This is a genomic window from Streptomyces sp. NPDC007162, assembly GCF_040634175.1.
Lineage (GTDB): Bacteria > Actinomycetota > Actinomycetes > Streptomycetales > Streptomycetaceae > Streptomyces.
This window is the reverse complement of sequence record NZ_JBEYFC010000075.1, coordinates 1-26,495: the sequence shown is the minus strand read 5'-3', so window position 1 is coordinate 26,495 and position 26,495 is coordinate 1. Positions and strand designations below refer to the sequence as shown.

24 protein-coding genes are annotated in these 26,495 nt (G+C 71.1%); 15 read left to right on the top strand and 9 right to left on the bottom strand.

Annotated features, from left to right (window positions below):
• Positions 1 to 325 precede the first annotated feature (325 nt).
• From ABZ646_RS12075 to ABZ646_RS12015, 13 genes are all read left to right on the top strand, one after another.
• Positions 326 to 1,096, top strand: a complete 771-nt coding sequence (locus tag ABZ646_RS12075; protein ID WP_360516472.1) for a 2OG-Fe dioxygenase family protein — start codon at positions 326 to 328, stop codon at positions 1,094 to 1,096.
• 12 nt (positions 1,097 to 1,108) lie between these two features.
• On the top strand, positions 1,109 to 2,194 hold the full coding sequence (locus ABZ646_RS12070; RefSeq protein ID WP_360516469.1) for an aminoacyl--tRNA ligase-related protein: 1,086 nt from the start codon (positions 1,109 to 1,111) through the stop codon (positions 2,192 to 2,194).
• A 44-nt stretch (positions 2,195 to 2,238) separates the two neighbouring features.
• Positions 2,239 to 2,490 carry a hypothetical protein gene (locus tag ABZ646_RS12065; protein ID WP_189958160.1) on the top strand — a complete coding sequence of 84 codons (252 nt, stop codon included), beginning with the start codon at positions 2,239 to 2,241 and terminating at the stop codon, positions 2,488 to 2,490.
• Positions 2,491 to 2,518: 28 nt separating this feature from the next.
• Positions 2,519 to 3,925 (top strand): MATE family efflux transporter, encoded by a 1,407-nt coding sequence (locus ABZ646_RS12060; RefSeq protein ID WP_360516466.1) that lies wholly within the window; start codon positions 2,519 to 2,521, stop codon positions 3,923 to 3,925.
• A gap of 32 nt (positions 3,926 to 3,957) precedes the next feature.
• A complete protein-coding gene (locus tag ABZ646_RS12055) occupies positions 3,958 to 5,169 on the top strand; it encodes an ATP-grasp domain-containing protein (RefSeq protein WP_360516463.1) in 1,212 nt (403 codons plus the stop codon).
• On the top strand, positions 5,166 to 6,446 hold the full coding sequence (locus ABZ646_RS12050) for a glutamate-1-semialdehyde 2,1-aminomutase (protein ID WP_360516460.1): 1,281 nt from the start codon (positions 5,166 to 5,168) through the stop codon (positions 6,444 to 6,446). The genes ABZ646_RS12055 and ABZ646_RS12050 overlap by 4 nt, the downstream gene beginning before the upstream one ends.
• 336 nt (positions 6,447 to 6,782) lie before the next feature.
• Positions 6,783 to 10,670: an amino acid adenylation domain-containing protein gene (locus ABZ646_RS12045; RefSeq protein WP_360516457.1), complete on the top strand. Its 3,888-nt coding sequence runs from the start codon at positions 6,783 to 6,785 to the stop codon at positions 10,668 to 10,670.
• Positions 10,671 to 10,714: 44 nt separating this feature from the next.
• Positions 10,715 to 11,608, top strand: coding sequence for a 4'-phosphopantetheinyl transferase superfamily protein (locus ABZ646_RS12040; protein ID WP_360516454.1), 894 nt, complete (start codon positions 10,715 to 10,717; stop codon positions 11,606 to 11,608).
• The gene (gene ddaH / locus ABZ646_RS12035; protein WP_360516451.1) at positions 11,605 to 12,444 is read left to right on the top strand and encodes a dimethylargininase; all 840 of its coding nucleotides are present in this window, start codon (positions 11,605 to 11,607) and stop codon (positions 12,442 to 12,444) included. The genes ABZ646_RS12040 and ddaH overlap by 4 nt, the downstream gene beginning before the upstream one ends.
• Positions 12,445 to 12,449: 5 nt before the next feature.
• Complete coding sequence (locus ABZ646_RS12030; protein WP_360516449.1) at positions 12,450 to 13,493, top strand: hypothetical protein; 1,044 nt, start codon at positions 12,450 to 12,452, stop codon at positions 13,491 to 13,493.
• Between the two features lie 93 nt (positions 13,494 to 13,586).
• Positions 13,587 to 14,420, top strand: a complete 834-nt coding sequence (locus ABZ646_RS12025; protein WP_360516446.1) for a PIG-L family deacetylase — start codon at positions 13,587 to 13,589, stop codon at positions 14,418 to 14,420.
• 107 nt (positions 14,421 to 14,527) lie between these two features.
• Positions 14,528 to 15,571 carry a phosphatidylinositol-specific phospholipase C domain-containing protein gene (locus tag ABZ646_RS12020; protein ID WP_360516443.1) on the top strand — a complete coding sequence of 348 codons (1,044 nt, stop codon included), beginning with the start codon at positions 14,528 to 14,530 and terminating at the stop codon, positions 15,569 to 15,571.
• Positions 15,572 to 15,659: 88 nt separating this feature from the next.
• On the top strand, positions 15,660 to 16,217 hold the full coding sequence (locus ABZ646_RS12015; RefSeq protein ID WP_360516440.1) for a glycoside hydrolase family 25 protein: 558 nt from the start codon (positions 15,660 to 15,662) through the stop codon (positions 16,215 to 16,217).
• Between the two features lie 25 nt (positions 16,218 to 16,242).
• Here ABZ646_RS12015 and ABZ646_RS12010 read toward each other — a convergent pair whose 3' ends face one another.
• The 3 genes from ABZ646_RS12010 to ABZ646_RS12000 form a co-directional block, all read right to left on the bottom strand.
• Positions 16,243 to 16,905, bottom strand: a complete 663-nt coding sequence (locus ABZ646_RS12010; protein WP_360516437.1) for an NAD(P)-binding domain-containing protein — start codon at positions 16,903 to 16,905, stop codon at positions 16,243 to 16,245.
• Positions 16,906 to 17,032: 127 nt separating this feature from the next.
• Entirely contained in the window at positions 17,033 to 17,245 is a 213-nt protein-coding gene (locus ABZ646_RS12005) for an EF-hand domain-containing protein (protein ID WP_132889692.1), read from the bottom strand.
• A gap of 71 nt (positions 17,246 to 17,316) precedes the next feature.
• Positions 17,317 to 17,742, bottom strand: a complete 426-nt coding sequence (locus ABZ646_RS12000; RefSeq protein ID WP_360516434.1) for a hypothetical protein — start codon at positions 17,740 to 17,742, stop codon at positions 17,317 to 17,319.
• Positions 17,743 to 17,819: 77 nt separating this feature from the next.
• Here ABZ646_RS12000 and ABZ646_RS11995 point away from each other — a divergent pair, with 77 nt between their 5' ends.
• Positions 17,820 to 18,548 carry a GNAT family N-acetyltransferase gene (locus ABZ646_RS11995; RefSeq protein ID WP_360516431.1) on the top strand — a complete coding sequence of 243 codons (729 nt, stop codon included), beginning with the start codon at positions 17,820 to 17,822 and terminating at the stop codon, positions 18,546 to 18,548.
• A 181-nt stretch (positions 18,549 to 18,729) separates the two neighbouring features.
• Here ABZ646_RS11995 and ABZ646_RS11990 read toward each other — a convergent pair whose 3' ends face one another.
• The 6 genes from ABZ646_RS11990 to ABZ646_RS11965 all read right to left on the bottom strand — a co-directional run bounded on the left by ABZ646_RS11990 (position 18,730) and on the right by ABZ646_RS11965 (position 24,981).
• Positions 18,730 to 19,917, bottom strand: coding sequence for a beta-propeller fold lactonase family protein (locus ABZ646_RS11990; RefSeq protein ID WP_360516428.1), 1,188 nt, complete (start codon positions 19,915 to 19,917; stop codon positions 18,730 to 18,732).
• Positions 19,917 to 20,687, bottom strand: a complete 771-nt coding sequence (locus ABZ646_RS11985) for a polysaccharide deacetylase family protein (protein ID WP_360516481.1) — start codon at positions 20,685 to 20,687, stop codon at positions 19,917 to 19,919. The genes ABZ646_RS11990 and ABZ646_RS11985 overlap by 1 nt, the downstream gene beginning before the upstream one ends.
• Positions 20,688 to 20,747: 60 nt before the next feature.
• On the bottom strand, positions 20,748 to 21,251 hold the full coding sequence (locus ABZ646_RS11980; RefSeq protein WP_165939398.1) for an ATP-binding protein: 504 nt from the start codon (positions 21,249 to 21,251) through the stop codon (positions 20,748 to 20,750).
• A 289-nt stretch (positions 21,252 to 21,540) separates the two neighbouring features.
• Positions 21,541 to 22,308 carry an enoyl-CoA hydratase-related protein gene (locus ABZ646_RS11975; protein ID WP_360516426.1) on the bottom strand — a complete coding sequence of 256 codons (768 nt, stop codon included), beginning with the start codon at positions 22,306 to 22,308 and terminating at the stop codon, positions 21,541 to 21,543.
• Positions 22,309 to 22,351: 43 nt separating this feature from the next.
• A complete protein-coding gene (locus tag ABZ646_RS11970; protein ID WP_360516478.1) occupies positions 22,352 to 23,530 on the bottom strand; it encodes an Ig-like domain-containing protein in 1,179 nt (392 codons plus the stop codon).
• Between the two features lie 215 nt (positions 23,531 to 23,745).
• On the bottom strand, positions 23,746 to 24,981 hold the full coding sequence (locus tag ABZ646_RS11965) for an Ig-like domain-containing protein (RefSeq protein WP_360516424.1): 1,236 nt from the start codon (positions 24,979 to 24,981) through the stop codon (positions 23,746 to 23,748).
• A 305-nt stretch (positions 24,982 to 25,286) separates the two neighbouring features.
• Between ABZ646_RS11965 and ABZ646_RS11960 the strand changes: the two genes are divergently transcribed.
• Positions 25,287 to 26,495 (top strand): alpha-amylase family glycosyl hydrolase (locus tag ABZ646_RS11960; protein WP_360516475.1); only part of this gene is annotated, 1,209 nt, incomplete at its 3' end.

Here is a 26,495-nt window from a genome sequence, read left to right as displayed (position 1 = left end):
GTCCGAGGCGGTGGTGCGGACACCGGTCACCCGGGCGTCCCACCGGAACTCCACACCCGCCTCCGTGCCATGGCGATATCAAGCGCGGCTGGATTGCATGCGACCGACCCGGTCGGAAAGCACCCCAAGGGATGGGAATCAGCCAGAGCCGCTGTCGCCAGTGAGACAGAACTGCCTGCTCACGGGCCCGACCATGGAACTTTTTTCGGCCACCCCGCCCCCTGGCCGGAAGCTCTCGTGACTTACGTTACGTTGCATGTGCGTGTCACCTTGCACTAAATTCCGGTGCTTGTTCGTGACATTCGAAACGGGGGAACATTTCGCCATGTCCGCAAACCCTTCGGCCCTCTCACGTCAGGGCTGGGACCGCTGGAATCTCGGCACGGAATTCGGAATCGACGATTCCGACGGAAACTACCAGTCACTCCGCGCCGCCTACGACGATCTCCCCGAGGACCCGTACGCGGTCGGCTCGGGCCGATACCGGCGCTACGCCCGCGGCGTCTTCCTGCCGTGGTCCAAGGAATTCTTCTGGATGCCGGCCACGGAAAGCCAGGCCCGGGAGGGCATGAACGGCTATTACCAGGGTGACAACAACCCGGAATACGTGAACGTCACTCGGAATCTGCCGGCCATCAGTGAAGCGGTCTGCAGCAACAAGCTCCTGCTGGACATCATCCAGTTCGACTTCTCCCAGACCCGTTGGAGCGAGGACGACGCGGTCTGGCCTCTCTACGTCGGCGTCCACCTGATCAAGCTGCACATCGAGGAGGAGGACCGGGAGGCCGTCTCCTCCCCGAACGAACTGCACCAGGACGGCGAGCCGTACGTCTTTGCCCACCTGATCTACCGGGACAACGCCGAGGGCGGCGCCAACCTCATCGCCACGCCCGAGTACCGGGGCAAGCAGCCCGAGGACGTCCCGCCCGCGGACCGCCTCGCCGAGTTCCAGATGGAACGCTCCCTGGAGGCGTACGCCATCACCGACCACCTCGTCAGCCACTACGTCGGCCCCATCCGCAAGGGTGACGCCGACCGGCCCGGCGAGCGAGCCATCCTGCTGGCCGACTGGGTGCCCATGCGCCACCGCATCTGAGGGGGGCAGCACATGAACGGCGTGCGTTACCGCCATGAGCGCCCCGTGGCCGCCGAGGCAGCCGACGAGCTGCGCAAGGCTCTCGGCTTCCACTACGGCGACGTCACCGTGGAACTTCTGGACACAGGTGTCGAGGTCGTCGTGGCGGCCGGTCCGACCGAGCCCGAACTCGGCGAGATGGTCCGCCACTTCCTGCGCGGCCATCGCGAGGTGCCGGTCACGGTCGTCGCCGAGCACCCCGGACGCCCCGGACTGACCTGCACCGTGCCTGACGACCACCGCATCGCCGTGGCCCGGGGCGCCTATCTGCAGGGCCCGGAGTGGACCGCGGCGATGGACCGGGTGCGCCGGCTGTGCCGGGAGCGGCTCGCCGAGCCGTTCGGCGCGCCGCTGCTGGCCGGACCGGCGCAGCTCTCCCGCGACGTACTGGTCCGGGCCGGGTACTACCAGAAGTTCCCGAACCTGGTGAACGCGGTCGCCCGGATCCGCGACCACTACTGGGACGGCATCACCGTCGCCCAGCTCCGCCCCGGCCAGACCGAGGCACGGGACTCCTTCTACCGGCCGGCCGAGACCGTCCTCACTCCGGTCACGTGCTACCACGTCTACGCCCACGCGGCCGAGCTGAGGGACCGTTACGGCACCGGGCTGTTCGCCATCGAGGGTCCGGTCTTCCGGCACGAGTCGCACAACCACAGCCCGACGCGGCTGGGCGAGTTCCGGATGTTCGAACTCGTCCGGATGGGCAGCGCCGAGGAGGTCGCGGACGACTTCGAGCGCATGCTGAAGGCGTTCACGGAGTTCTTCGCCGAACTCGGCGTGCCGCACCGCATCGTCAGCGCCTCCGACGCGTTCTTCGGGGACGCTCCGACCATGACGCGCGAGGCCCAGCTGCTCAACAAGAGCAAGTTCGAGGTACGGGTCCCGCTCGGCTCCGGTGAACTGTCCGTGGCCAGCGTCAACGCGCACGGCGAGGTGTTCGCCGACTCCTTCGGGCTGCGCGACCTCGGAACCGACGGCACCTGCTGCGCGGGAATCGGCCTGGACCGGCTCACCTACGCCCTGCTGTCGTACGGCCTGCTCGGTACCCCGGCCTGACCCGGCCGGCACACCGAAACCGACCCATCGAGGGAATGAGTTCCATGGAAGACCTGAAGAAGGTCGTCGACGACCTGCTGGAGCAGCTCGCCCAGGCACGGGATGTGCCGGCCGACGCCGAACCGTCGCAGATCATCATCAGCTCGCTCGACCAGATGCGCTTCCTGGTCGGCCTGGAGGAGCGGCTCGACGCCATGCTCGACGTCGGCGATGTGCTCCCCTTCGACCTGTCCGACCGCGAGGCGCTGCTCAAGAGCGTCCACGAACTGCTCGTGGAATCCGGAGTGACCCCGTGACCGCTGCGTCCGGCGCTGGTGACGGGCGATGAACACCGCCCGGAGGCGGCTGCTCGACCTGGGGGCGATGCGCGAGGTCGTCCGTGTCTCCGTGCCGCTGATGTTCGGCATGGTCGGCAACCTGGTCCTGATGCTGGTCGACCGGATCTGCCTGGCCCGCTACTCGGAGGACGCCCTCAAGGCGTCCGGGCCCGCCGTCTTCACCGCCACAACGGTGATCATGGTGACCACGGGGGCGGTCGGCATCACCCGCTCCTATGTGGCGCAGGCCCACGGCCGCGGTGACGAGCGCGGCGCGCTGGACGAGGGGGCGAACGGACTCGTCCTCGGCCTGCTGCTCTGCGCGCTGCTGCTGCTCGCCACCCCGCTGCTGACCCGGGTGCCGCAGCTGAGCGGGCAGCCCGCGCACATCGAGGCGCTGGAGGCGCAGTTCCTGGGCCTGTCCACCCTCTACGGCTCCGTCATGACACTCAACATGGCGCTGTCGTCGTACTTCAACGGGATGGGCCGGACCCGGATCCCGATGACCGTCGGCATCATCGGGCAGGCGGTCGGCGTCGTGATGACCATCGGCCTGGTCTTCGGCCGCTTCGGACTGCCGGAGCTGGGCATGCGGGGCTCCGCGCTCGGCACGCTCAGCGCCGTGTCCGTCATGTGCCTCGGCTACCTCGTGTGCCTGCCCCGGGGCTACACGGCGGGCTTGGGGCGGCTCATGCGCCAGGGGGGCAAACGGGTCGCCCAGGTGCTCTGGCTGCGACTGCGGCGCGGTGCCCCCGCGGGCGGCTCGCTCAGCCTGGAGGAGCTGGGGCAGACGGCGTTCGTGTGGCTGGCCGGCGTCCTCGGGTCGGTGGCGCTCGCCGCGAACAACGTCGCACTGGCCCTGAACTACGCGGCCGTCATCCCGCTGATCGGCCTCGGGATGGGCTGCAACATCCTGTGCGGCAAGGCCGTCGGCGCCGGACGCCACCGCGACGTCCCGCACATCATGCGGGTCACGCTGACGACCTCCGGTGTGTACGTCGCCGTGGTCGCGGTCCTCCAGATCGCCACCCCGGCCCTGCTGCTGAGCCCGTTCGGTCTCGACGGTGCCGGCTCCGCCGTGACCGGCCACGCCGTGGACACCTCGCGGGTGCTGTGGACGTACTCCGCCGCCTTCATGTTCTCCATGGTCGGCTCCGGCGTCCTGGAGTGCCTCGGGCTCGCCCGCTTCGGGTTCGTGGCACGGATCGTCCTCATGTGGGTTCTGTGCGTGCCCACGATCACCGTGTTCGTGCTGCTCAACCGAGATGACCCCGACATGTTGCCGATCATGTGGATGATCTTCTCCGCCTTCGAGGCTGCGATGGCAGTGGTCTGCCTGTGGCGCGTCCGGCGCGCCGTCGCCCACGAGGAGAACAGGCTCCACACCACCGATCCGGTCCAGCAGACCGCCTGACAGTCCACCAGACAGAGAGTGTGGCCTTTCCCGTGAACATACTCCTTCTCGGTCGCGAGGAAGACTGCCGCGACTACCTCGACTACGCGGAGCAGCGGGGCTTCGACGTCCGCTTCTTCGACCCGCCGCAGCTCGCCGCCGACGACCGGGAGAACTGGCGGCGCACCGTCGCCGACGCCGCGCGCGCCGCCGTGGACCTCACCGGCCTCGACGACGTGGTCTCCTTCCACGACAGCTACCAGATCCAGCTGGAACTGATCCGCGGCGAACTGGGCATGCCCACCCGGGACATCGACACGCTGCTGTGCCTCGCCGACAAGACCCGGTTCAAGGCGCACCCCGCGGTCCGCGACCACATCACCCGCCACATCGAACTGGATCCGTCGGCGAAGGCACCCCAGGCACTCGCCGCCGTGACCGAGAGCCTGTCCTTCCCCGTCGTGGTCAAGCCGTCGAACGGCTTCTACAGCGCGGGCGTGGTGAAGGCCGAGACGCCGGAGGAGTTCCCGAAGGCGTTCCTGCAGACCAAGCGCGTCTGCACCGTGCTGCGGGAGGGCAACGGCCAGTCCCGGATGCTCGCGGAGGAGTATCTCGACGGCAACGAGTACGCCGTCGACGGCATGGTCAGCGAGGGCCGGATCATCCCGCTCCAGATCCACCGCAAACTGCCGCCCCTGGTCGGCCCGCTCTTCCACGAAGTGGCCTATCTGACCGAGCCGTTCGACGCGGAGCTGGGCCGTGACTTCACCGCCCTGCTGGAGGACGTGATACCGGGCGTCGGCCTGGACGACTCTCCCTTCCACGCGGAGTTCCGCTTCGACGGGCAGGGCCGGCTGCGCATCCTCGAACTCGCCCCCCGCCTGTGCGGCGGCGGCACCACCACCTACCAGCAACTGCGTATCTGCACCGGGCTCGACGCCTACGACCTGCTGCACCGGCTGGGCCGTGAGGCCATCGACCCCAAGCCGCTGCACCATCGGGTGGCGCTGGAGTACGACGCCCCCATCGAGCGCAGCGGCTTCCTCAGGAACACCGACCGCGCAGTCGCGGTCTGCCGCAAGAACGACGTCACCACCGTGCACCTGCACCGTCCGGACGGCCAGTTCGTGCTCGCTCCGCCGCTCAACTTCGAGACGGTCCTGACCGCCTACTTCGCCCGGGACACCCGGGAAGAGGCCGAAGCACTGCTGGATGTCCTGATGACCGACTGCACGATCGAGACCGAAACGGAAAAGTCGTCATGAGGCCGGAAATCAAGCGCGCCCTGCACACCATCCCGATCGGCGCCAGCTCACCGCTGCGCGCCTGCCGCAACGTGGAGACCGAACCACTGGTCGTCGCCGAGGCCCACGGGCAGTACCTCCACGACATCGACGGCACCCGGTACGTCGACTTCATGTACGGCTTCGGGCCGCTGATCCTCGGCCACGCGCCGCAGGCCGTCAGCTCCGCCATCGCCCGCCAGGCCGTGGACGGCTCCTTGTTCGGCACGTACTGCGTGCAGGAGATCGAGCTGGCCGAGCGCATCACCGCGACCGCCGACCACCTGGAGCAACTGCGCTTCGTGTGCAGCGGCACCGAGGCCGTGATGTCCACACTCCGGCTGGCCCGCGCCTACACCGGACGCACCGGAGTACTGCGCTTCAACGGCGGCTACCACGGCCACTTCGACCTCGTGCAGAACAAGGACGAGGCCCGTATGCGCGACGCCGGTCTCGATCCGGCCGCGATGCGTTCCAACGTCTACGCCGAGTACAACGACACCGCGAGCGTCGAGCGCGCCTTCGCCGAGCATCCCGGCGAGATCGCGGCCGTCGTCGTGGAGCCCATCGCCTGCAACATGTCCCTCGTGCTGCCCGAGGACGGCTTCCTCGCCGACCTGCGCCGCACCTGCGACCGCGAGGGCGCGGTGCTGATCTTCGACGAGGTCATCACCGGCTTCCGGCTCACCTACGGCCCCGCGAGCAACCTGCTCGGGGTCGCCCCCGACCTCACCGCCTTCGGCAAGATCATCGGTGGTGGCACGCCCGTCGGCGCGTTCGGCGGCCGCCGCGACATCATGCGGCTGCTCGACGAGGAGCGGGTCCTCCAGGGCGGCACCCTGGCCGGCAACCCGCTGACCATGGCGGCCGGCCTCGCCACGCTCGACGTGCTGGCGGAGCCCGGCTTCTACGAAGAGCTGGAGCGCAAGGGCGCCCTGCTGGAGGCGGCGGTGGAGCGCCACCGGGCCGAGAAGGGGCTCGACTTCCACTTCGTGCGCACCGGCAGTGTCTTCGCGTTCATCTTCGTCCCGCGCAGTACTCCGGTCCGCCGCAAGGCGGATGTCGCGGCCCAGCCGCACTCGCCCTACACCACGCTGTACGCAGGCATCCGGAAGGACGGCTACCACCTGGCGCCGGACATCGAGGAGCCGATGTACATCTCCGCCGCGACGCCCGACGAGACCCTGGAGGACTTCGCGGCCCGCGCCGTCGGACTCCTCGCCACCGACCCGAACACGCCGCGGATCACCCCGGCCTAGGGTTTCCTTCCGGAGCGGGCCCGGCCCCGGCGACGGCGCCCTGCGGGGCCGACCCCGGCACGATCCGAACGGCAGGCCCCAGGGCCGTCCTTCGGCCCGGGGCCTGTTCCAGCCCGCACATTGCGCCGGGCGCGCGCCGCCGACCGCCGCGCGCCCGGCACACCGGACACCCCTGGCACGACCGCGCCCCTGCTCCGCGGTCCGTGGTCCGTGGTCCCCGGGCCGCGGCCCGCACCGCCCGGACCGCACCCGCACCGCCCGCACTGCCCGCGCCCCCGGACCCCGCCCGCGTCGCCCGGAAGTCGGACCACCCGCCCCCTGCCGACGGGACCAGACATGACCACTGAGGCCAGGAGCCTTCCCCTCCTCCCCACCCAAGAGAGCGTGCTGTTCGCCGAGGCGGCGCACGGCCGGCCGGGCACCCACAACCTGGCCCTGGCGCTGCGGCTCACCGGCCCGCTCGACCGCGCAGCCGTCGCCGGCGCGCTCCGCGCCCTGACCGAGCGGCACGAGGCGCTGCGGGTGAGGATCACCGAGCACGAGAGCGGCCCGCGGCAGACGATCGCGGACGCGGTGACCGTTCCCTTCGAGGAAGTCGACCTCGGCAGCCCGGACCAGGACCCCGCCGACGCCATCCTCGACCAGCACTTCACCGAGGCCCAGGACCGGCCGTTCCCGCTGGACCGGGCGCCGCTGCTGCGGGCCACCCTGTTCCGGCTCGGCGAGCAGCGGCACGTCCTGCTGCTCGTGGCCCACCACAGCATCGCGGACGGCGACTCCCTCGACGTACTCGCCCGCGAGTTCGCCCCCCTCTACGCGGCCTGCGTCGAGGGACGCCAGAACCCGCTGCCACCGCCCGCCCTCGGATACGCCGACCATGTCGCCGCCCGGCTCTCCGGGGCCTCCGACCGGCGCCGGACCCGGGCCCTGGAGCACTGGCGCACCGAACTCGACGGCGCGCCCGCCACCCTGGACCTGCCCATGACCCGGCTCGGCGGCACCACCCTCCGGCACGCGGCGACCCACCGGCGGGACCTGCCGGGACCGGTGGCGGCCCGGCTGCGCGCGCTCGCCGCCGAACACCGCGCGAGCCTCTTCTCCGTACTGGCCGCCGGGGCCTTCGCCCTGTTCGGACGCTACACCGGTGAGCGCGACATCGTGCTCGGCGTGCCCCTGTCCACCCGGCTGGAACCGGGCTCCGAGGGCCTGGTCGCCCTGACGGTCAACACCATGCCACTGCGCGTCGAGGTCGACGCCGACGAGGACTTCCTGCCGCTGCTGCGACAGGTCCAGGGCCGTACCTTCCAGGCGCTGCGTCATGGGGGCGTGGCCTTCCACGAACTGGTCCATGCCGTCAACCCGCCCCGGTCCGCGGGCCGCCAGCCGGTCTTCCAGCTGGCCCTCAACCACGTCCGCACCGGCCCCGCGGCGGAGCCGGAAGCCGGGCTTCTCGTGGAGTCGCTGCCGATCGCCAACTCCACGGCCGCGTTCGAGCTGATGCTCACCTTCGTGGAGTCCGGGGACGACATCCGCTTCTACGCCGAGTACGACACCGAGCGCTTCGACGCCGGCGCCGTCCACGCCCTCGCGGACCATCTCGCCCACCTGCTCGCCGGTGTGTGCGCCGATCCCCGCACCCCCCTCGGCGACCTCGACCTGATGGACGAGGAGGAGCGGCGGCGCGTCCTGCATCACTGGAACGACACCGACGCTCCCCTGACCGACGACACCGTGCCGGCCCTGTTCGCCGGGCAGGCCGCCCGGCGCGGCGACGCCACCGCTGTCATCTGCGGCACGGACCGCCTCAGCTACCGCGACCTCGACCGGCGCTCCGCCCGGATGGCCCGGCTGCTCGCCGAACGCGGCGTCCGCGAGGGCGACTTCGTGGGTCTGGCGACCCGCCGGTCCGCGGCCACCGCCGTCGCCCTGCTCGCCGTGCTGCGCGCCGGAGCCGCCTATGTACCGCTCGACCCGGTCTATCCGCGGGAGCGGCTGGCGTTCATGGTGCAGGACGCCGCCCCCACCCTGGTGATCAGCGAGACCTCCGCCGTCGCCAGCCTCCCGGCCGACCCCGGCGCGCCCCCGGTCCTGCTGCTGGACGACCCACGGGTGACGGCCCTTCTCGAGGCGCCCGGCGACGACACCTTCGCGTCCGCCGTGACCGCCGACCACACCGCCTACGTCATCTACACCTCCGGCTCGACCGGCCGGCCCAAGGGCGTCGCGGTCACCCACCGCAACATCGCCAACCTCGTCGCCTGGGCGGCCGACGCCTTCGGCGACGGGCTCAGGCGGGTGCTCGCCGCCACCTCCCTCAGCTTCGACGTCTCCGTGTTCGAGATTTTCGGGCCGCTGCTCAACGGCGGCAGCATCGAAATCGTCCGCGACCTGCTGGAGGTCGGCGAACGCGGCGGCTGGCAGGGCACACTCGTCAGCGGTGTCCCCTCGGTCCTGGACCGGCTGATCGCCGACGGCGCCCCCGATCTGCGCGCCGACCACCTCGTCCTCGCGGGCGAGGCACTGACCCCGCAGGTCGCCGACCGGCTGCGGGCCGCCGTACCCGGCGCCCGGCTGGTCAACGCCTACGGCCCCACCGAGACCACCGTGTACGCCAGCGCGTCCGCCACCCACGGCGGCGCGGACAGGACCCCGGAGACACCGCCCATCGGCAGTCCGCTGCGCAACACCCGCCTGTATGTGCTCGACGACCGGATGCGGCCCGTGCCCGTGAGCGTGCCCGGCGAGCTGTACATCGCCGGCGCCGGTGTCACCCGCGGCTATCTGCACCGCCCCGACCTCACCGAGGCACGCTTCGTCCCCGACCCCTTCGGGGAGCCCGGTGCGCGCATGTACCGCTCCGGCGACATCGTGCTGCGCCGGCCCGACGGACAGCTCCAGTACGTCGGACGCGCCGACGACCAGGTCAAGCTGCGCGGTTTCCGGGTCGAGCTGAGCGAGGTGGAGGCGGTCCTCGGCGAACAGCCCGAGGTGGCCCAGGCCGTTGTCGTCGTGCACGAGGACGGCCAGGGCGAACGCCGGCTGGTCGGCTACGTCACCGCCGCACCGGGCACCGCACCGGCCCCGGACCGGCTGCGCGCCGCGCTCGCCCGGCTGCTGCCCGAGTACATGGTCCCGGCCGCCGTCGTACCGCTCGACGCGCTGCCGCTGTCGCCCGCCGGCAAGCTGGACCGCGGCCGGCTGCCCGCACCCGGCTTCGGCGCCCGCGCCGGCCGTCCGCCCGGTACCGAGGACGAGATCGCACTCGCCGCGCTGTTCGCCGAGTCGCTCGGCCTGCCCGAGGTGTCGGCCACCGACAGCTTCTTCGACCTCGGCGGGCACTCACTGCTGGCGGTCCGGCTGGTCCGCCGGATCTGCGCGCGGCTGGGCACCGAGCTGACCGTGCGCGACCTGTTCGAGACGCCGACCGTGCAGGGCCTGGCCCAGCGGCTGCGCCCGGACCCCGCCGCGCCCGCGGGCACACCCGGCGCGAAGACCCCGGCCGACGACTTCAGGGTGCTGCTGCCGCTGCGCACCCGGGGCGGCAGGCCCCCGCTGTTCTGCATCCACCCGGGGTTCGGACTCAGCTGGAGCTACGCCGCGCTGATGCGCAGGCTCGGCTCCGAACAGCCGGTATATGCCCTGCAGGCCCGCGGCATCACCCCCGCCGAGGAGATGTCCGGCAGTTACCAGGAGCTGCTCGACGACTATCTGGGCGAGATCCGCGCCGTCCGCCCCCACGGCCCGTACCGGCTGCTCGGCTGGTCCTTCGGCGGTCTGGTCGCCCACTCGCTGGCCGCGCGGCTGCAGGCCGAGGGCGAGCGGGTCGAACTGGTCGCGATGCTGGACACGGTGATGGTCACCGGCCACGAGCACACCCCGGCAGACGTATGGGAGCTGATCGAGGCCGAGACGGCCGCCGTACGCCAGGTCGTGCCCGACGAGCAGCGGCTGCTGGCGGTCGTGGAGAACCTGATCCGGGTACGCGACCAGTTCCGTCCCGAACGGTACTGCGGCGACGTGCTGTTCTTCGTCGCCGCCGAGGAACCCGGCCGGCCGCCGGCCTTCAGCGAACCGTGGCTGCCGTACGTCGGGGGCAGGCTGCTGGAGCACCGGATCGCCTGCACCCACCTGGACATGATGAACGCCCGGCCCGCCCGGGAGATCGGCGACCTGGTGGCCAAGGCGCTGGACGCGCTCGACAGCACCACCCCGGAGGACCGCTAGCGGCCCCGGTACGACCGGACACGAAACGGAGAAGGGCCCGCACCATGCCCCGTACTGCCCTCGCACTCGGCGGGAACCGCGGGATCGGCCTGGCCGTCGCCCGGCACCGCAGCGCGGACGGCCGGGCCGACCCGCACGAGGAGGAACAGACAGTGCCCACCCGGTCGCCGCGCACCACGGACCCGAACCCCGTCACGCCCACCCCCCTCGCCCTGGTCCGCGCCACCGCGGACGTCCTCCCGCTGCTGCACGCCGTCAGGCTCGCCCCGTACGAACGGGACAGTGCCGCCCGGCTGCCCGCGGGAGAGCGCCGCGAGGACTACCTGGCCGCGCATGTGCTGGTACGGCTGTGCGCGGCGCGTTTTCTCGGCGTGGACCCCGCCGCCCTGATGCTCGGTCAGCGCTGCGCCGAGTGCGGCGGCGAGGACCACGGCCGGCCGTTCCTGTGCGACCGCCCCGACGTGGGCGTGAGCCTCTCCCACACCCGGGGCGCCGTCGCCGCCGCCGCAGGCCCGGGTCCGGTCGGTGTGGATGTGGAGGACGCCGCGGACGCTGCGTTCTCCCCTCGGGTGGCCGCCCGGGTCCTGGCCCCCGCCGAACTCGCCGTGGTGCACGCCGACCCCGACCCCGCACGGGCCTTCCTCCGGCTGTGGGTGCGCAAGGAGGCCCTGGTGAAGGTGGGCGTGACAACCCTCGGGGGGCTGCGCGGAACCGACCTCGCGGCCTCCGGCGCACCGGCCGACCGAGGGTCCGCCGACGGGCGGCTCATCGACCGGCTCCTTACCGACCGGTTCCTCGCCGACTGGCGGTTCGCCGACTGGAGCAGCCCGGACGGCCGGCTGATCGCCGCCGCCGTCGCCCACACCGCCCCCGCCCTCGACGGCGGGAGCGACCTCAGTCCCTCTCGTTTCGCCTATTCAGGAGAGCAACACGCATGACTGCGACCCAGTCCGTGGCAGGCAACCGGACCCGGACGGCGACCCCGCGCCGGTTCCTGATGTGCCCACCGCGCCACTTCGACGTCACCTACTCCATCAACCCGTGGATGAACCCCGGCAAGCCCGTGGACGGCGGCCTGGCGCTGCGCCAGTGGGAGGGACTGCGCGATCTGTACCGGGAACTCGGGCACACCGTGCTGGAGATCGAGCCGTCCCTCGGCCTGCCCGACATGGTCTTCGCGGCCAACGGCGCGACCGTGGTCGACGGCAAGGTGTTCGGCGCCCGCTTCCGGCACGTCGAGCGCACCGCTGAAGGCCCCCTGTACCTGGAGTGGTTCCAGCGGCACGGCTTCGACGAGCTGTACTGGCCGGAGCACATCAACGAGGGCGAGGGCGACTACCTGGTCGTAGGCCGCCGCCTGCTCGCCGGCACGGGTTTCCGCACCGACCAGCGCGCGCACTTCGAGGCGCAGGAGTTCTTCGGGCTGCCCGTCACCAGCCTCCGGCTGGTGAACCCGTCGTACTACCACCTGGACACCGCGCTCGCGGTGCTGTCCGAGGACGAGGTGGCGTACTACCCGAAGGCGTTCACCGAGGGCAGCCAGGCGGTGCTGCGCACAATGTTCCCGGACGCCGTCCTCGCGACCGACGAGGACGCGGCGGTGTTCGGGCTGAACATGCTCTCCGACGGCAAGCACGTACTGCTGCCGAGGGCAGCGACCGGACTCGCCGGCCGCCTCGCCGAGCGCGGTTTCGAGCCGATCGGGGTGGACCTCACCGAACTCCTGAAGGCCGGTGGCAGCGTGAAGTGCTGCACCCTGGAACTGCGGGGCTGACGCCGATGGACAGCCACATCATCGAGCAGTACGACGAGACCGCCGTCAACTGCCTCACCGGGAGCTACTCGGTCCTCGCCGGCATCGCCGGCCGCCCCGTGGCGGAACAGACCGTCTTCGAGCGCGGGGACGGCTATCTGTTCCAGGCGGGCCTGGACGAGTCGGGATACCCCGAGTACATCTTCCCGGTCGAGGAGGCGGGGGCGCTCGGTATGACCCGGTCGGGGTTCACGGTGCACAAGGAGCCCATCGACTTCGACGCGCCGGGCCCGCAGTTGGAGGCGCTGTTGGCACGGCACCGGGCGGTCATCGTGTGGGTCAACACGGCCCACCTCAACTACGCCGACGTCTACCGGGACAACAACCCGTACCTGCACGCGGTCGTGGTCCAGGGAATCGCCGCCGACCACGGCCATGTCGACGTACACGACAGTCTCGTGGTGGGCCCGCAGCCGTTCGGCTGCCGGGCCGCAGTGACCTTCGACGACCTCGTCCGGTCGGCGGCCGACCGGATCAAGAGCGACGCGCATGATGCGATGGGCTTCTTCTACGCCGTCTCCGACGACCTCCGCGCGGCAGACTCCGTGGACCCTGCCGCGGCCGACGGCGACGGGCGCCCGGACGGCGCGGAGCTGAGCGGTGCGCTGAGCCGCCAGGCGGAGCGGTTCTTCGCCGAGGAGCGGTTCCGGGAGGCGATCCGCCGCTATCAGGCGCTGTGCGAGGGGTGTTTCGCAGGCCCGTCCGAACGTGCCGCCCACGGCGCCCGCCGGCTCTTCCACCACGCCTCGGTCCTCTACGCGGTGCCCAGTCTGAGGCTGATGGGCCGCTCCCTGCGGGTCGCCGACGCCTCGGAGCGCAGCCTGGCCCTGCATGAGGAGGCCACGCGGCACTGGGAGGCCATGGGCGTGCTCGCCCTGCGCTACGAGGCGACGACCGCTCCGTCCGTACTGAAGCGGATCACACAGCGGTTCGAACGGCTGGACGAGGTGACCGAGAACCTGTGGAAGTCCGTGTCGGACGACTCGGAGGTGCACCGCCGGTCATCGTGAACACCCACGCAGGATGAGCGGCTCCGGCGGAAGCGGAGCACCGGTGTGCCGCAGACTGGTGTCGATCACTTGACCGACCCAGGGATGGATTCCATGGCCGACCGGCCCTTGACGCTGATGGCAGTGCACGCACACCCGGACGACGAGGCCACGAGCACGGGAGGTGTCCTGGCGCGGTGTGCGGCGGAGGGCATCCGCACGGTGCTCGTCACCTGTACCGACGGCGGCTGCGGTGACGGGCCGGGGGGTGTCAAGCCCGGCGACCCCGGACACGATCCGGCCGCCGTCGCCGCGCTGCGCCGACGGGAGTTGGAGGCGAGCTGCGAGGTTCTGGGGATCGGCCGTCTGGAACTCCTCGGCTACGCCGACTCCGGGATGATGGGCTGGCCCGCCAACACGGCGCCGGGCTCGTTCTGGAGCACGCCCGTGGACGAGGCGGCCGCCCGGCTGGCCGAGCTGATGCTGCGGCACCGGCCCGACGTCGTCGTGACCTACGACGAGAACGGGTTCTACGGCCACCCCGACCACATCCAGGCGAACCGGATCACGATGGCCGCGCTGGCACTGACCGGGGTGGCGTCGAAGGTGTACTGGACGACGGCGCCGCGGACGATGATGCAGGAGTTCGGGAAGGTCATGCGCGAGTTCGGCGAGGACGTGCCGGAGCTGGACCCCGCCGGGGACTCGGCGATGCCCGACATCGGGCTGCCCGACGAGGAGATCACCACGTGGGTGGACACCACCGGGTTCGGCGGCCAGAAGTTCGACTCGCTGGCCGCGCACGCCAGCCAGGGTGAGAACATCTTCTTCCTGCGCATGGGCAAGGAGAGGTTCACGCAGCTCATGGGTGTGGAGACGTTCGTCCGCGTGCACGACACCACCGGCGCGTCCCTGCCCGAGGACGACCTCTTCGCGGGCCTGCGCTGAACCTGTGGCCGTTCGTCGGTACCGATGTTCCCCCTGGGGCTACCGCTCAGTAACCGCATGCTTCTACGCTGCGCCCAACTCACCATTCGAGCGCAGGGAGTTGGGGCATGCGGGTACTCGGACGGCTGGCGGCGGTGGTGGCCGGCGGGGCGCTGTTCCTGGGGGTTCCCGGGACCGCGCACGCGGACTCGGACACGGGTGCGCTGAAGTTCTCCTCGGCGACGGCCATCGGCACGCACAACGCGTACGACAAGGCCAAGTACACCTACTGGGCGCAGGCACTGGACTCCGGCGCCTCGCTGCTGGAGCTGGACGTGTACGCGGACAGCCTGAGCAAGCGGTGGCGGGTCAGTCACAGCAACCCGCTCGGCAATGACAACAACTGCGAATACGCCGATGCACCCAGCGAGTTGTACAGCCAGAACCGTAATCAGGACCTGGGCAGCTGTCTGGACAACATGGCCGCCTGGGAGCAACTGCACCCGGACCACGCGCCCATCGTCGTCAAGGTCGAGATGAAGGTCGGCTTCAACAACGACGTCGGCCTCGGACCCGACGAGTTCGACACGCTCGTCCACCGGAAACTGGGCGACAGCGTCTACACCCCCGCCGATCTGCTCGGCTCCTCGTACGCCACGCTCGACGCCGCCGCGAAGGCGAACGCCTGGCCCACCCGCGACCAGCTCAGGGGCAAGTTCCTCTTCGAGCTGATCCCGGGCACGGTCGAGCAGGCCAATCCCTTCGACCACTACTGGACGGACCAGGAGTACGGCGACCACCTGCGGGATCTGTCCGCCGCCGGGGAGATCTCCGAGGCCCAGGCCTTCCCCGCGGTGCTCGGCGCGGCCGCCGGGGATCCGCGGACCAGCCGTTACGACGCCTCGATCCGGCCCTGGTTCGTCTTCTTCGACGGCGACGCGGCGACGTACGTGAACAACGGCTACGACACGTCGTTCTACTCCGCCAACCACTACATCCTGATCATGACCGACGCCTACGGCGTCGCCCCGGCGATCTCCTCGACCAGCCCCACGGACGCCGAGGTGGCGGCGCGGCTGGCGCTGCTCGCCGCCGACCACGCCAGTCTCATCACCTCCGACTGGTCCACCAAGTCGGCGGCCGTGCTCGGTTCGGTGGCGGTTCGCGGCTGAGAAGTATGAGGATCGGCCGTCCCCTGGGCGGGGAATACGGAGCACGAGATTCCAGCTCCTGCCCCCAGCGACACCCAGGGAGTCCCCCATGCTGCACGGCATCGATGTGAGCGCGTACCAGTCATCCGCGTACGACACGGACGGCCTCTCCTTCGTCTTCGTGAAGGCGACGGAGGGGCGTTCGTACGTCAACCCGAAACTCGCCGCCCAGACGAAGCGGGGCCGCGACGCCGGACTGGTCGTCGGCTTCTACCACTTCCTCTGGCCCGGCGACCTCACCGCCCAGGCCGAGTACTTCGTCGCGCACGCCCCCGAGAAGGCGGGCGACATCCTCGCCGTCGACTGGGAGACCACCGGCGACGGCACCCACGCGAGCAACGCCGAGAAGGACGCCTTCATCCGCAGGGTGAAGGCGCTGCGGCCCCATTACCGCGTGATCCTCTACACGAACCGCAACTACTGGCTCACCGTCGACAAGACCTCCTACGCGGGGGACGGGCTGTGGATCGCCGACTACGTGACGGCGGGCGAGCCCCGCATCAAGGCCACGTGGCGGTTCCACCAGTACGCGAGCGACCCGCACGACAAGAACGTCGCGAACTTCGCGACCAAGGAGGCGCTCAAGGAGTGGGCCGGGGACGCGTGACGGACGGCCCCCGGCGCGGCGTCCGTCAGGCCCGGAAGTCCGCCGGCCGTTCCCTGGACGCCTCGGCGAGGGCCTTGCGGACCGCCTCGACGCCCTCCCGCAGGCCGTAGACCGGGGTGCCCGGCTGCTGGCGCCAGGAGTCGTCGATGCCGCCGTTGTCGACCGTGTCGAAGCCGAGTTCGTCGATCAGGGCGCGGACGGTCCGCTTGGCCTGCTCGTCGTCGCCGGAGACCGGCAGGGCCTGGCGGTCGGGGTCCCCGGCGGGACGGTGGCGGTCGAGGATGTCCTGGGCGAAGGTGCCGTTGAACGCCTTGATCACCGGGTGCCCGAGGTGCCGCTCGGTCCAGCGGCTCTCGGTCAGGCCGTCGTCCTCGATCTCGGCGATCCGGCCGTCCCGCTGCTGCGGGTAGTAGTTGCCGGTGTCGATCACGGCAGCGCCTTCGGCCGCCCCGTCCAGAAGGCCGGCGGGAAGGTCGGGAACCGCCTTCAGCGGGACCGTGACGACCACGACCTGCGCGCCCCGGGCCGCTTCCTCGGCCCGTACCGCCTTCGCCCCCGTCTCCTCGACGAGTGCGGTGAGCGTCTCGGGACCGCGCGAGTTCGCCACGTACACGTCGTGGCCGAGGGCGGTGAGCCGCCGGGTGAGGTTGCCGCCGATGTTGCCCGCGCCGATGATGCCGATCTTCATGAGGGACCCTCCGTACGTCGATGCACACGCATGCAATGCTGCTGTCCGCGTCAACCCCCGGCCCGCCCGGATCATTCCGGGCAGGGGGCGCCCGTCACCCGTTCGCCGGGCGCCCCCTCCCCTCGCCTCACTTGCTCAGGTAGGCCCAGAACTCGTCGAACGACAGAACCTTGTCGCCGTTGAGGTCGCGGGTCCTGATGACGGCCTCGGCCACCGTGTCGGTGACGTTCCAGTCACCCCCCTGCGCGAGAGCGGACTTGAACTCGGCAGCGGTGATGAACCCGTCACCGTCCGCGTCGATCCGCTGGAACTGCTGGCGTGCTTCGTCGATGTCCGCCACCGATCCGCCCCTCTGTGTCCGTGTCTCTGCTGTCGTACCGGTGCCGTACCGGCGTACTGTCGCAGGTCAGATTAACGGTCCAGGCGAGCCGTCAGTGCCGCGGACAGCCAGGCGAACTCCTCGGCGTGCACCACGAGGGGCTGTCCCTTGAGCACGCAGAGCAGTTCGCGGTAGCGCGCCAGGCGGTCGTCGAAGGCCGCGTCCAGCCGCGCCAGCACGGCCGCGGGTTCGGCGTCGCCGAGCACCTTGCGCAGCACCTCCTCGGCCTCCGGGCCCTGTGGTGCGATGCCCCGCCGCCGTGCGTCGCCCACCACCTCGACGAGCCGCTTCACGAACCACAGCGAGGCACCGGCGGGCGCCTCGGGCGTCCGGTCGGCCGCGTTGAACTCCGTCGCCCTGCGCATCTGGGCCCGGAACTGCGGATCCTGGACCATCTCGGCCAGCTCCACCCACGCGTCGACCTGCTCCGGTGTCGGGTCCTCGGGCAGGTCGGCCACGGCGGATGGTGCGCACCGTCAGCCCGGTGGCGCGCGCCAGCTCGCCGATGGTGAGAAGTCCGGTGCCGTCTTCGGTCATGTCTGCGAGTGTGGGCCTTCCAGTCGGTGGAGACTCAAGGAGCACGGTGGCAGGGACCCTGCGGGACATTCTCGACGCGGCGGCGGACGGCGTCTTCCCGCCCGCCGACGGCGGCACCACGGTCGTACCGCAGCCGTCCCCGCGGGACGCGGGGGTGCTCTCCTTCACGGCACACTCGGTGGTGTTCGTGGACGAGGACCCGGGGTGGGTGTACGACGCCCTGCGCGCGGTCCCCTGCGATCCCCTGTGCGCGACCATGAACGCGCGGTTCCTCACCGCCCTGATGGACCGCACCGGACGGGAGCAGGAGACGATCGACGCGCTGCTGGTCGCCGCCCCGCTCCCCGGCCACCCGGACCTCCCCCTGACCGAGCTCACCGGCACCGACCACTCCAGGGTCGCCTATGCCCGGGCCCGCCGCGACGAGGTGCGGGCCTGGGCGGCGGACGGCGGGGTGGTCGTCCTGGGCCGGGGCGTGGCGGGACGCCTGGAGGCCTCGGTGGAGGTGGCCGAGGGGGCACGGCGGGGGCTGGGCCGCGCCCTGCTGACGGCCGCCCGGCAGCTCGCCGGGGAGCCGCTGTGGGCGCAGGTCGCCCCGGGGAACGCCCGCAGCGTACGGGCGTTCCAGGCGGCCGGCTACACCCCGGTGGGCGCCGAGGCGCTGCTCCAGCCGGACGTGTACCAGGCAGGTCGTCGAGACTGGTGCGCCAGACCGGGGCCGGCGTGATCCGGTCGACGTCGACGTCGTGGTCGGCGGCGGCGGCCTTGAGCTTGTCCTCGAACTGGGGTCAGGCGGGGGTGGCGGCACGCCGCCGCAGACGAGTGGTGAACATGGCAGCACGATGTCGACCCGGCCGGGCCGCACCGGGACCGTCACTCGTTCAGCGGCGTGTCCCGCTGTCCCGCGGTCAGCGGAAGACCCCGGTGTGGCCGAGCGAGTAGCGGCCCGGCTGCGGGTAGACGGCCAGTCCGTGCGGGCCGCTGCCGACGTGGATGCGGGCGAGTTCGGTGCCGGTGCCGGTGTCGATGGCGTACACCTCGGAGTTGTACCGGCCGGACAGCCAGAGCACCTTGCCGTCCGCCGACACCCCGCCCATGTCCGGGCTGCCGCCGCCCGGCAGCCGCCACTTGTCGGTCAGCCGGTTCCGCGCGAAGTCGAAGACGGAGATGGTGCCCTCGCCCCGGTTGGAGATGTACATCCGGCGGGAGTCCCGGCTGACGTACAGCCCGTGGGCGCCCTTGCCGGTGGACAGGAAGGTGGGTCGGGTGAAGGTGTCGCCGTTCAGGACCCACAGCCCGTCGGCCATCATGTCCGCGATGTAGAACCGCTTGCCGTCCGGGGAGGCCTTGACGTCCTGCGGCATCGCGCCGTGGAACGGCAGCTTCTCCTGCCGGAGCACCTCCATCCGCGCCGTGTCCACCTTGAGCAGTTCGCCGCTGAACTCGCAGGAGACGATGAAGTACTTGCCGTCGATGGAGAAGTCGGCGTGGTTGACGCCGTAGCAGCTGACCGGGAGGACCTTGACGGTCTTCATGGTGTGCGCGTCCCGGAAGACCAGCTCGCGGTCGTTGGAGGCCATCACGATCGCGTACTTGCCGTCGGGGGTGAAGTACAGGTTGTACGGGTCGTGCACGGCGACCGGCCGGCCCGCCTCGCCGGTCCTCGGGTCGATGGGGGTGAGGCTGTTGCCGAGATCGTTGTTGACCCACAGGGTCTTCAGGTCCCAGGACGGCACGACATGCTGGGGCTGCCGGCCGACGGGGATGGTCCGGATCACCCGGTACGTCTTCGGGTCGATCACCGAGACCGTGTCGGAGTTGGTGTTGGGGACGTACACCAGGGACGGGAAGCCCTTGACGACCGGGGAGAGCAGGCCGGGGCGGTCGGCCGCGTACATGTCCTTGGGGTCGAGGACCGGGGGCATGCCCGGCAGTCCGTCGACGGCCGGTTCCTCCTGCCTGGCCTGCGGCCGCGCCGGAGCGGTGCTGCCGGCGGCCGCGGGCCGGTCGGAGTCGTCGCTGCACGCGGACAGCAGCGCGAGGGCGGTGAGTGCGGCGCCCGCGGTCAGCAGACGGGCGGCTTTCTTGGTTCGCATCAGCTCAGCAGCTCCGTGGTGGTGACCGCGCGCAGTCCACGGCGGTGGAGTTCTTGGAGTACGACGGGGAGGGCGGCGACCGTGTCGGGGTACCCGAGGTGCATGCTGACCACGGAGCCGCCCCTGACCTCCGCGAGCACCTTGCGGGTGATGGCCGGCGCGCCGGGGCTGGTGTAGTCGAGCGAGTCGACGTCGTACGACAGCACGTGCGGGTATCCGGCCGCGACGGCGAGGCGGGCGACCAGCGGTGAGGCGGTCGCCGCCCTGGACGGGCGGAACCAGCGGCCGATCGAGCCGGTGAGCCGTCGGAGGCGGTCGGCGCAGTCAGTGATCTCCTTGCGCGCGCCGGCCTCCGCCATGGCATTGATGGAGATGTGCCGTTGCGTGTGGTTTCCCAGGTCGTGACCGCCGTCGAGGATGCGGCGGGCCATGGTGGGACACGCGTCGAGCCAGCTGCCGACGGCCAGGACGGTCAGGTGGGCGCCGTGCTGCTCGGCGGTGGCGAGGAGCTGGGTGGCGAGGGCGGGGTCGCCCTGGCCGTGGAAGGTGAGCGCGACGTTCGCGCCGTCGCGGGGGCCGTGGGTGACTTGGAGGGGAAGCCGTTCGGCGGCGGCCGAGGCGGGGGCCGAGGCGGAGGTGGGGGTGTCGGTGGGCGGTGCTGCGCTGGCCGTACCGGTGTTGCCGCAACCGGTGGCCATGGCGCCTCCGGCGACCAGGCCGGCACCTGCTCGGAGGACGTCACGTCGGTTGGTGGGGGTCACTTGCCCTATTTAAGGGGGATAAGGTAAGAAAAGTGGCCATTGAGCCGAAGCGGCACGTCCGCCTGGCCCCTATCTGTCAGCCACCCGCATCTCGAACCACGTCGTCTTGCCCCGCGGGAGCAGGTCGACTCCCCATCTGTCGGACAGCTTGTCGACCAGGAACAGGCCCCGGCCGCTGATGTCCAGCTCCTGAACCGGCATCAGGCACGGCAGTCCGCGCGACGGATCGCGCACCTCCACCCGGATCCACCCGGGGCGGCGGCGCATGCGCAGGCCGAAGACCCGGGCGCCGGTGTGTCGCACCGCGTTGCCCACCAGTTCGGAGACGAGTAAGACCGCGTCCTCCGTCATCTTGGGGGTGAGGCGCCACTGGCGGAGGATGACGACCTGGGCCAGCCGGCGGGCGGTCGCCGCGGACTCGGGGCGGGACGGCAGCGGAACCTCCGCCTCCGTCGGGTTGCCGAACAGTTCGATCGCCTTGAGCGCCTGCTCGTCCTCGACCGCAGGCGACCACCGCGCCGCGGCCGCACGGCTGTGTCCCCGCGGCTGTTCGATGCCCTCCAGCCCCGCCATGCCCCCATCATGGCCGCCCAGAGCGCACCGCGCGGCCGTTCCGGAGGAATGGGCCCTCGGGAGGACCTCCCCCGGGGACCGCCGTTCGGCATATGCCAGCGGCATTTCGGAGGCTCTGACACCCTTCCCCACCTGCGGCGACGACTCATCTCCGGGCAAGCGACGGGCTCCCTCGACAAGGCAGAATTAAGGGTGTCTTAAGGCTCCCATAAACCGCCCCATCGAGGGACCCGGAATCAGACATCACGTCAACTGCAAGTGCTTCGGCGCATTCACAACAGGGTGAAGATCACAGGAACTTGGCCTTGCCAGGCCCTTCCTCCACGAAGCTCCGCATGCCGCGCTCCCGGTCCTCGGTCGCGAACAGGCCCGCGAACCAGTTCCGTTCGACGGCGAGGCCGGTCTCCAGGTCGGTCTCGACGCCGGTGTCGATCGCCTCCTTGGCGGCCCGGAGCGCGATCGCGGGCCCCTGGGCCAGCCTGGCGGCCCAGGCGTGTGCCTCGGTGTAGACGTCCGCGGCGGGTACGACCCGGTCGACCAGGCCCATGGCGAGCGCCTCGTCGGCCTTGACCATCCGGCCCGTGAAGATCAGGTCCTTGGCCCGGGAGGGGCCGACCAGCCGGGGCAGCCGCTGGGTGCCGCCGGCCCCCGGGATCAGCCCGAGCAGGATCTCGGGCTGCCCGAGCTTGGCGTTGTCGGCGGCGATCCGGTAGTCGGCGCAGAGGGCCAGTTCGCAACCGCCGCCCAGCGCGTAGCCGGTGACGGCGGCGACGACGGGCTTGGGGATCCGGGCGACGGCGGTGAAGGAGTCCTGGAGGTCACGGGCGCGCAGGACCATGGCGGCATGGTCCATGTTCTGCATCTCCTTGATGTCGGCTCCCGCCGCGAAGACCTTCTCGCCGCCGTAGACGACGACGGCACGAACGTCCTCGCGACGGGTGGCCTCCTGCGCCAGCTCCTTGATCCGGTCCTGGGTGGCGACGTCCAGCGCGTTCATGGGCGGCCGGTCGAGGCGCAGCGTGCCCACGCCTTCGGCGACTTCGAGGGTTACAGTCATGCCCCGCAGGTTAGCGGGCGTTCACCGACCCTGCCTCGACGGACTACCTGGTCCAGTCCGCCCACGACATGTTCCACCCGTTGAGCCCGTTGTCCGGCGACACCGTCCGGTCGTGCGAGTTCTTCACCGTCACCACGTCCCCGATGATGGAGTGGTCGAAGAACCAGGCGGCCGGCACCGACCGGTCGCCCCCGCCGCGGATGTCCCGCAGACCGACGCACCCGTGGCTGGCGTTGTAGTTGCCGAAGGCGTCCCCGCCCCAGTAGTTGCCGTGGATGAACGTCCCCGACGTGGTCAGCCGCATCGCGTCCGGCACGTCCTTGATGTCGTACTCGCCGCCGTAGCCGACCGTCTCGCCGTTCATACGGGTCACGCGCAGCTTCTCGCTGATGACCATCTGGCCGTTCCACGTGTCGTAGCCCGGCTTGCCGGTCGTGACCGCGAGGGTTTTGACGACCTTGCCGTCCTGCATGATCTTCATCGTGTGCTTCTTGGCGTCGACGACGGAGACCTGGCTGCGGCCGATCGTGAACTGCACGGTCTTGGACTGCTTGCCGTAGACCCCGTCGCGGCCCTCGACCCCGTCGAGGTCGAGGGTGACGGAGACCTTCGTGCCGGACTTCCAGTAGTTCTCGGGGCGGAAGTCGAGGCGGTCGTTGCCGAACCAGTGGCCCTGGACGTCGACGGCCGGTTCGGTCTTGATGGTGATGGCCTTCTTGACGGCGTCCGGGTCGGTGATGCCCCGGGTGAAGCGGATCGAGAACGGCATCCCGACACCGACCGTGGAACCGTCCTCCGGCGTGAAGTAGCCGACGAACGTGTTCTTCGGGGTGAGGGTGGTGAACGTGGAGTCCTCCGCGGACTCCCGGCCCTCGGCGTCCTTGGCCACCGCGTGCACGGTGTACTTCGTCGAGTTGGCGAGGTGGAGGGACGGCGTCCAGCTGACGCCGTCCGCGGCTATGGTGCCGTCGACCTTGTTGCCCTTGGCGTCCTTGACCTCGACATCCGTCAGCTTGCCCTGGGCGGCGCTGACCTTGAGCGCCCCGCTGGTGTCCACGCCGGTCGCGCCGGACCTGGGGCTGATGCTGACCGTGGCGACGGACTGCTTGCTCGCCTGCGTCGTGGCGTTCTTCTGCTTGTCGCCGTCCCCGGACCCCTTGTCGGAGGAGCCGCCCCCGCACGCGGTGACCGCCACCAGCAGGACCGAGGATATGAGCGCCAGCCGCGCCCCCCGAGCCCCCCGAGTCCGAACCGACGCCCCCGATATCGGCCGCACGTTCACGTCGTTCTCCCCTCCCAGGGCCTGGTCAGGCCCACCCCGGCGCGTTCAGCGCGCGCATTGGCGCATAGTAGCCGCAGGGTTTTGAGCTTGGTGTTGGGCGAATGTCACCGTTGCGTCGCAACTTCCGCCCCCACCACCGGCCCGGTCCCAGCCGGTCACCCGACCGCGCCGCCCGCCTTCCACTCCTTCCAGCCCATGTTCCACCCGCCGAGGCCGTTGTCGGCGGCGACCGTCCTGTCGTTGCTGTTGACGACCTCGACCACGTCCCCGACCAGGCTGCGGTCGTAGAACCAGCCCGCGGGCGTCTGGGAGCTGCCGCCCTTCACGTCGCGCAGGCCCACGCAGCCGTGGCTGACGTTCTCCCGGCCCGGTGCGTCCGGCGCCCAGTAGTTGCCGTGCAGGAAGGTGCCGGAGTCGGTGAGTTTGAGGGCGTGCGGGACGTCGGGGATGTCGTACTCGCCACCGAAGCCGACCGTCCGGCTGTTCATGCGGGTGACCTCGTGCATCTCCATCACCACCATCTTCCCGTTGTAGGTGGTGTGCGCGGGCGCGCCCGCGGTGATCGGCACGGTGGCGAGCAGGTCCCCGTCGCGGCGGACCTCCATGGTGTGCCTGGCCGCGTCGACGAGGGAGACCTGGCTGCGGCCGACGGTGAAGGTGAACGTCTTGTACTGGAGTCCGTAGACGCCCCGGGCCGCCTCGACGTCACGGAGCCTCAGGTCGACGGTGACGACCGTGCCGGGCCGCCAGTAGTGCTCGGGGCGGAAGTCGAGGCGGTTCTTGCCGAACCAGTGCGGGCGGACCTCGACGGCGGGTCTTGCGGTGACCCGCACGGCGTGTTCGACGGCGGCGCGGTTGTCGATGTCGCGGCTGAACGCGAGCGACACGATCATCCCGGTGCCCACGGTGGCGCGGTTCTCCGGGGTGACGTAGCCGATGAAGCGTTCGTCGGGGACGAGCGTGGTGAAGGTGGTGTGGCGGGCCGAGCGGCGTCCCGAGCCGTCCAGGGCGACCGCGTCCACCGTGTACTTGGCGGCGAGCGCGAGCTTCGGGTCGTCCGGCCGCCAGGTCGTGCCGTCGGCGGCGATGCGCCCGGGCACCGGGAAGTCCTGGGCGTCCTGGGACCTGACGACGCTCACCGACTCCAGACGGCCGCCGGGCACCCGTACCGTCAGCCCCGCGCCGGGGCGTACCGCCTTGGTGCCGTCGTCCGGGGAGATGCGGATGACGTCCTCGGGCGCCGGTGGCGCGCCCCCGAGGACGTGGTCGACGCCCAGTGGGGCCTTGTCGCCGACGGAACAGCCGGCGGCGCCCGCCATCAGTCCCGCCCATGTCAGTACCGCGGCCAGCGCGGCCCCCGCGCGCCGTGCGCGCCCTTGTGCATGCGTCACGTGCCGCTAACGATCGGGCATGCCTCGGGGAAACGTGAGTGCGACGCCGGCACTGGGCAGAACAGAGGGAAGGACGACGAGCTGGGGAGCCGCCGCACCCGTGGACGAGCCACCACGGGCGTGTCCGTGGCGAGCGGCCGGCCGTGCCCGGGACCGGGAGCCCGGGCGCGGCCGGCTGCCCAAACGCGGGTTCGGTGCGCCCCGGGGGTCGGCGAGCCGCGAAACAAAAAAGGGGCCGACAGGTGACGAGCGCAGCCGAGCAGCAGGGAGCACGGGCGCGGGCGCCGAGGGCGGACGCCCCCGCGGTGAACGGGACGCCGCTGCCCGTCCCGTCCGCGTGGCCGGGGGCCTCGACACCGCTGGGCGCCCGGTTCCGGGTCGGTCCCGACGGGGTGGCGGGCACCAACTTCGCGCTGTGGGCGGCCGGGGCGGAGGCGGTCCGGCTGTGCCTCTTCGACGAGCGGGGGCGGGAGACCCAGATCCGGCTGACCGAACTCACGCACGAGATCTGGCACGGGTTCGTGCCCGGTGTACTGCCGGGACAGCGGTACGGCTACCGGGTGGACGGCCGCTGGGACCCGTGGACCGGCGCCCGCTGGAACCCGGCGAAGCTGCTCCTGGACCCGTACGCGCGGGCGGTGGACGGCGAGTTCGCGCTGCCGCCCGAGGTGTACGGCCACGTCCGGGACTGGCCCGACCAGCAGGTGGCCGACACGGTCCGCGACGACCGGGACTCGGCGCCCCACGTCCCGAAGGGCGTGGTCGTCCACGACGACGACGACTGGTCCGACGACCGCCGCCCGAAGACGCCGTGGGCGGACTCCGTCATCTACGAGCTGCACGTGCGCGGCTTCACCCGACTGCACCCGGGCATACCCGAGGAACTGCGCGGCACCTACGCGGGCCTCGCGCACCCGGCGGCGGTCGAGCACCTCGTGAAACTGGGTGTGACGGCCGTGGAACTGCTGCCCGTCCACCAGTTCGCCCACGAGGACCACCTGCTCGGGCGCGGCCTGCGGAACTACTGGGGCTACAACTCCATCGGCTACTTCGCCCCGCACGCGGCCTACGCGGCCTCCGGTACGACGGGACAGCAGGTCGGCGAGTTCAAGCGGATGGTGCGGGCGCTGCACGCGGCCGGCATCGAGGTCGTCCTCGACGTGGTCTACAACCACACCGCGGAAGCGGGCGAGCTGGGCCCGACGCTGTCCCTGAAGGGCATCGACAACCGGGGTTACTACCGCCTCCAGGACGACGCCCGCCGCTTCGCCGACTACACCGGCTGCGGCAACACCCTGCACGTGGTGCGGCCGCACGTACTGCGCCTGATCACCGACTCGCTGCGCTACTGGGTCACCGAGATGGGCGTGGACGGCTTCCGCTTCGACCTGGCGGCGGCGCTGGCCCGTTCGATGCACGACGTCGACATGCTCTCGCCGTTCCTCGCCGTCATCGCGCAGGACCCGGTGCTGCGCCGGGTGAAGCTGATCGCCGAACCCTGGGACGTGGGCTCC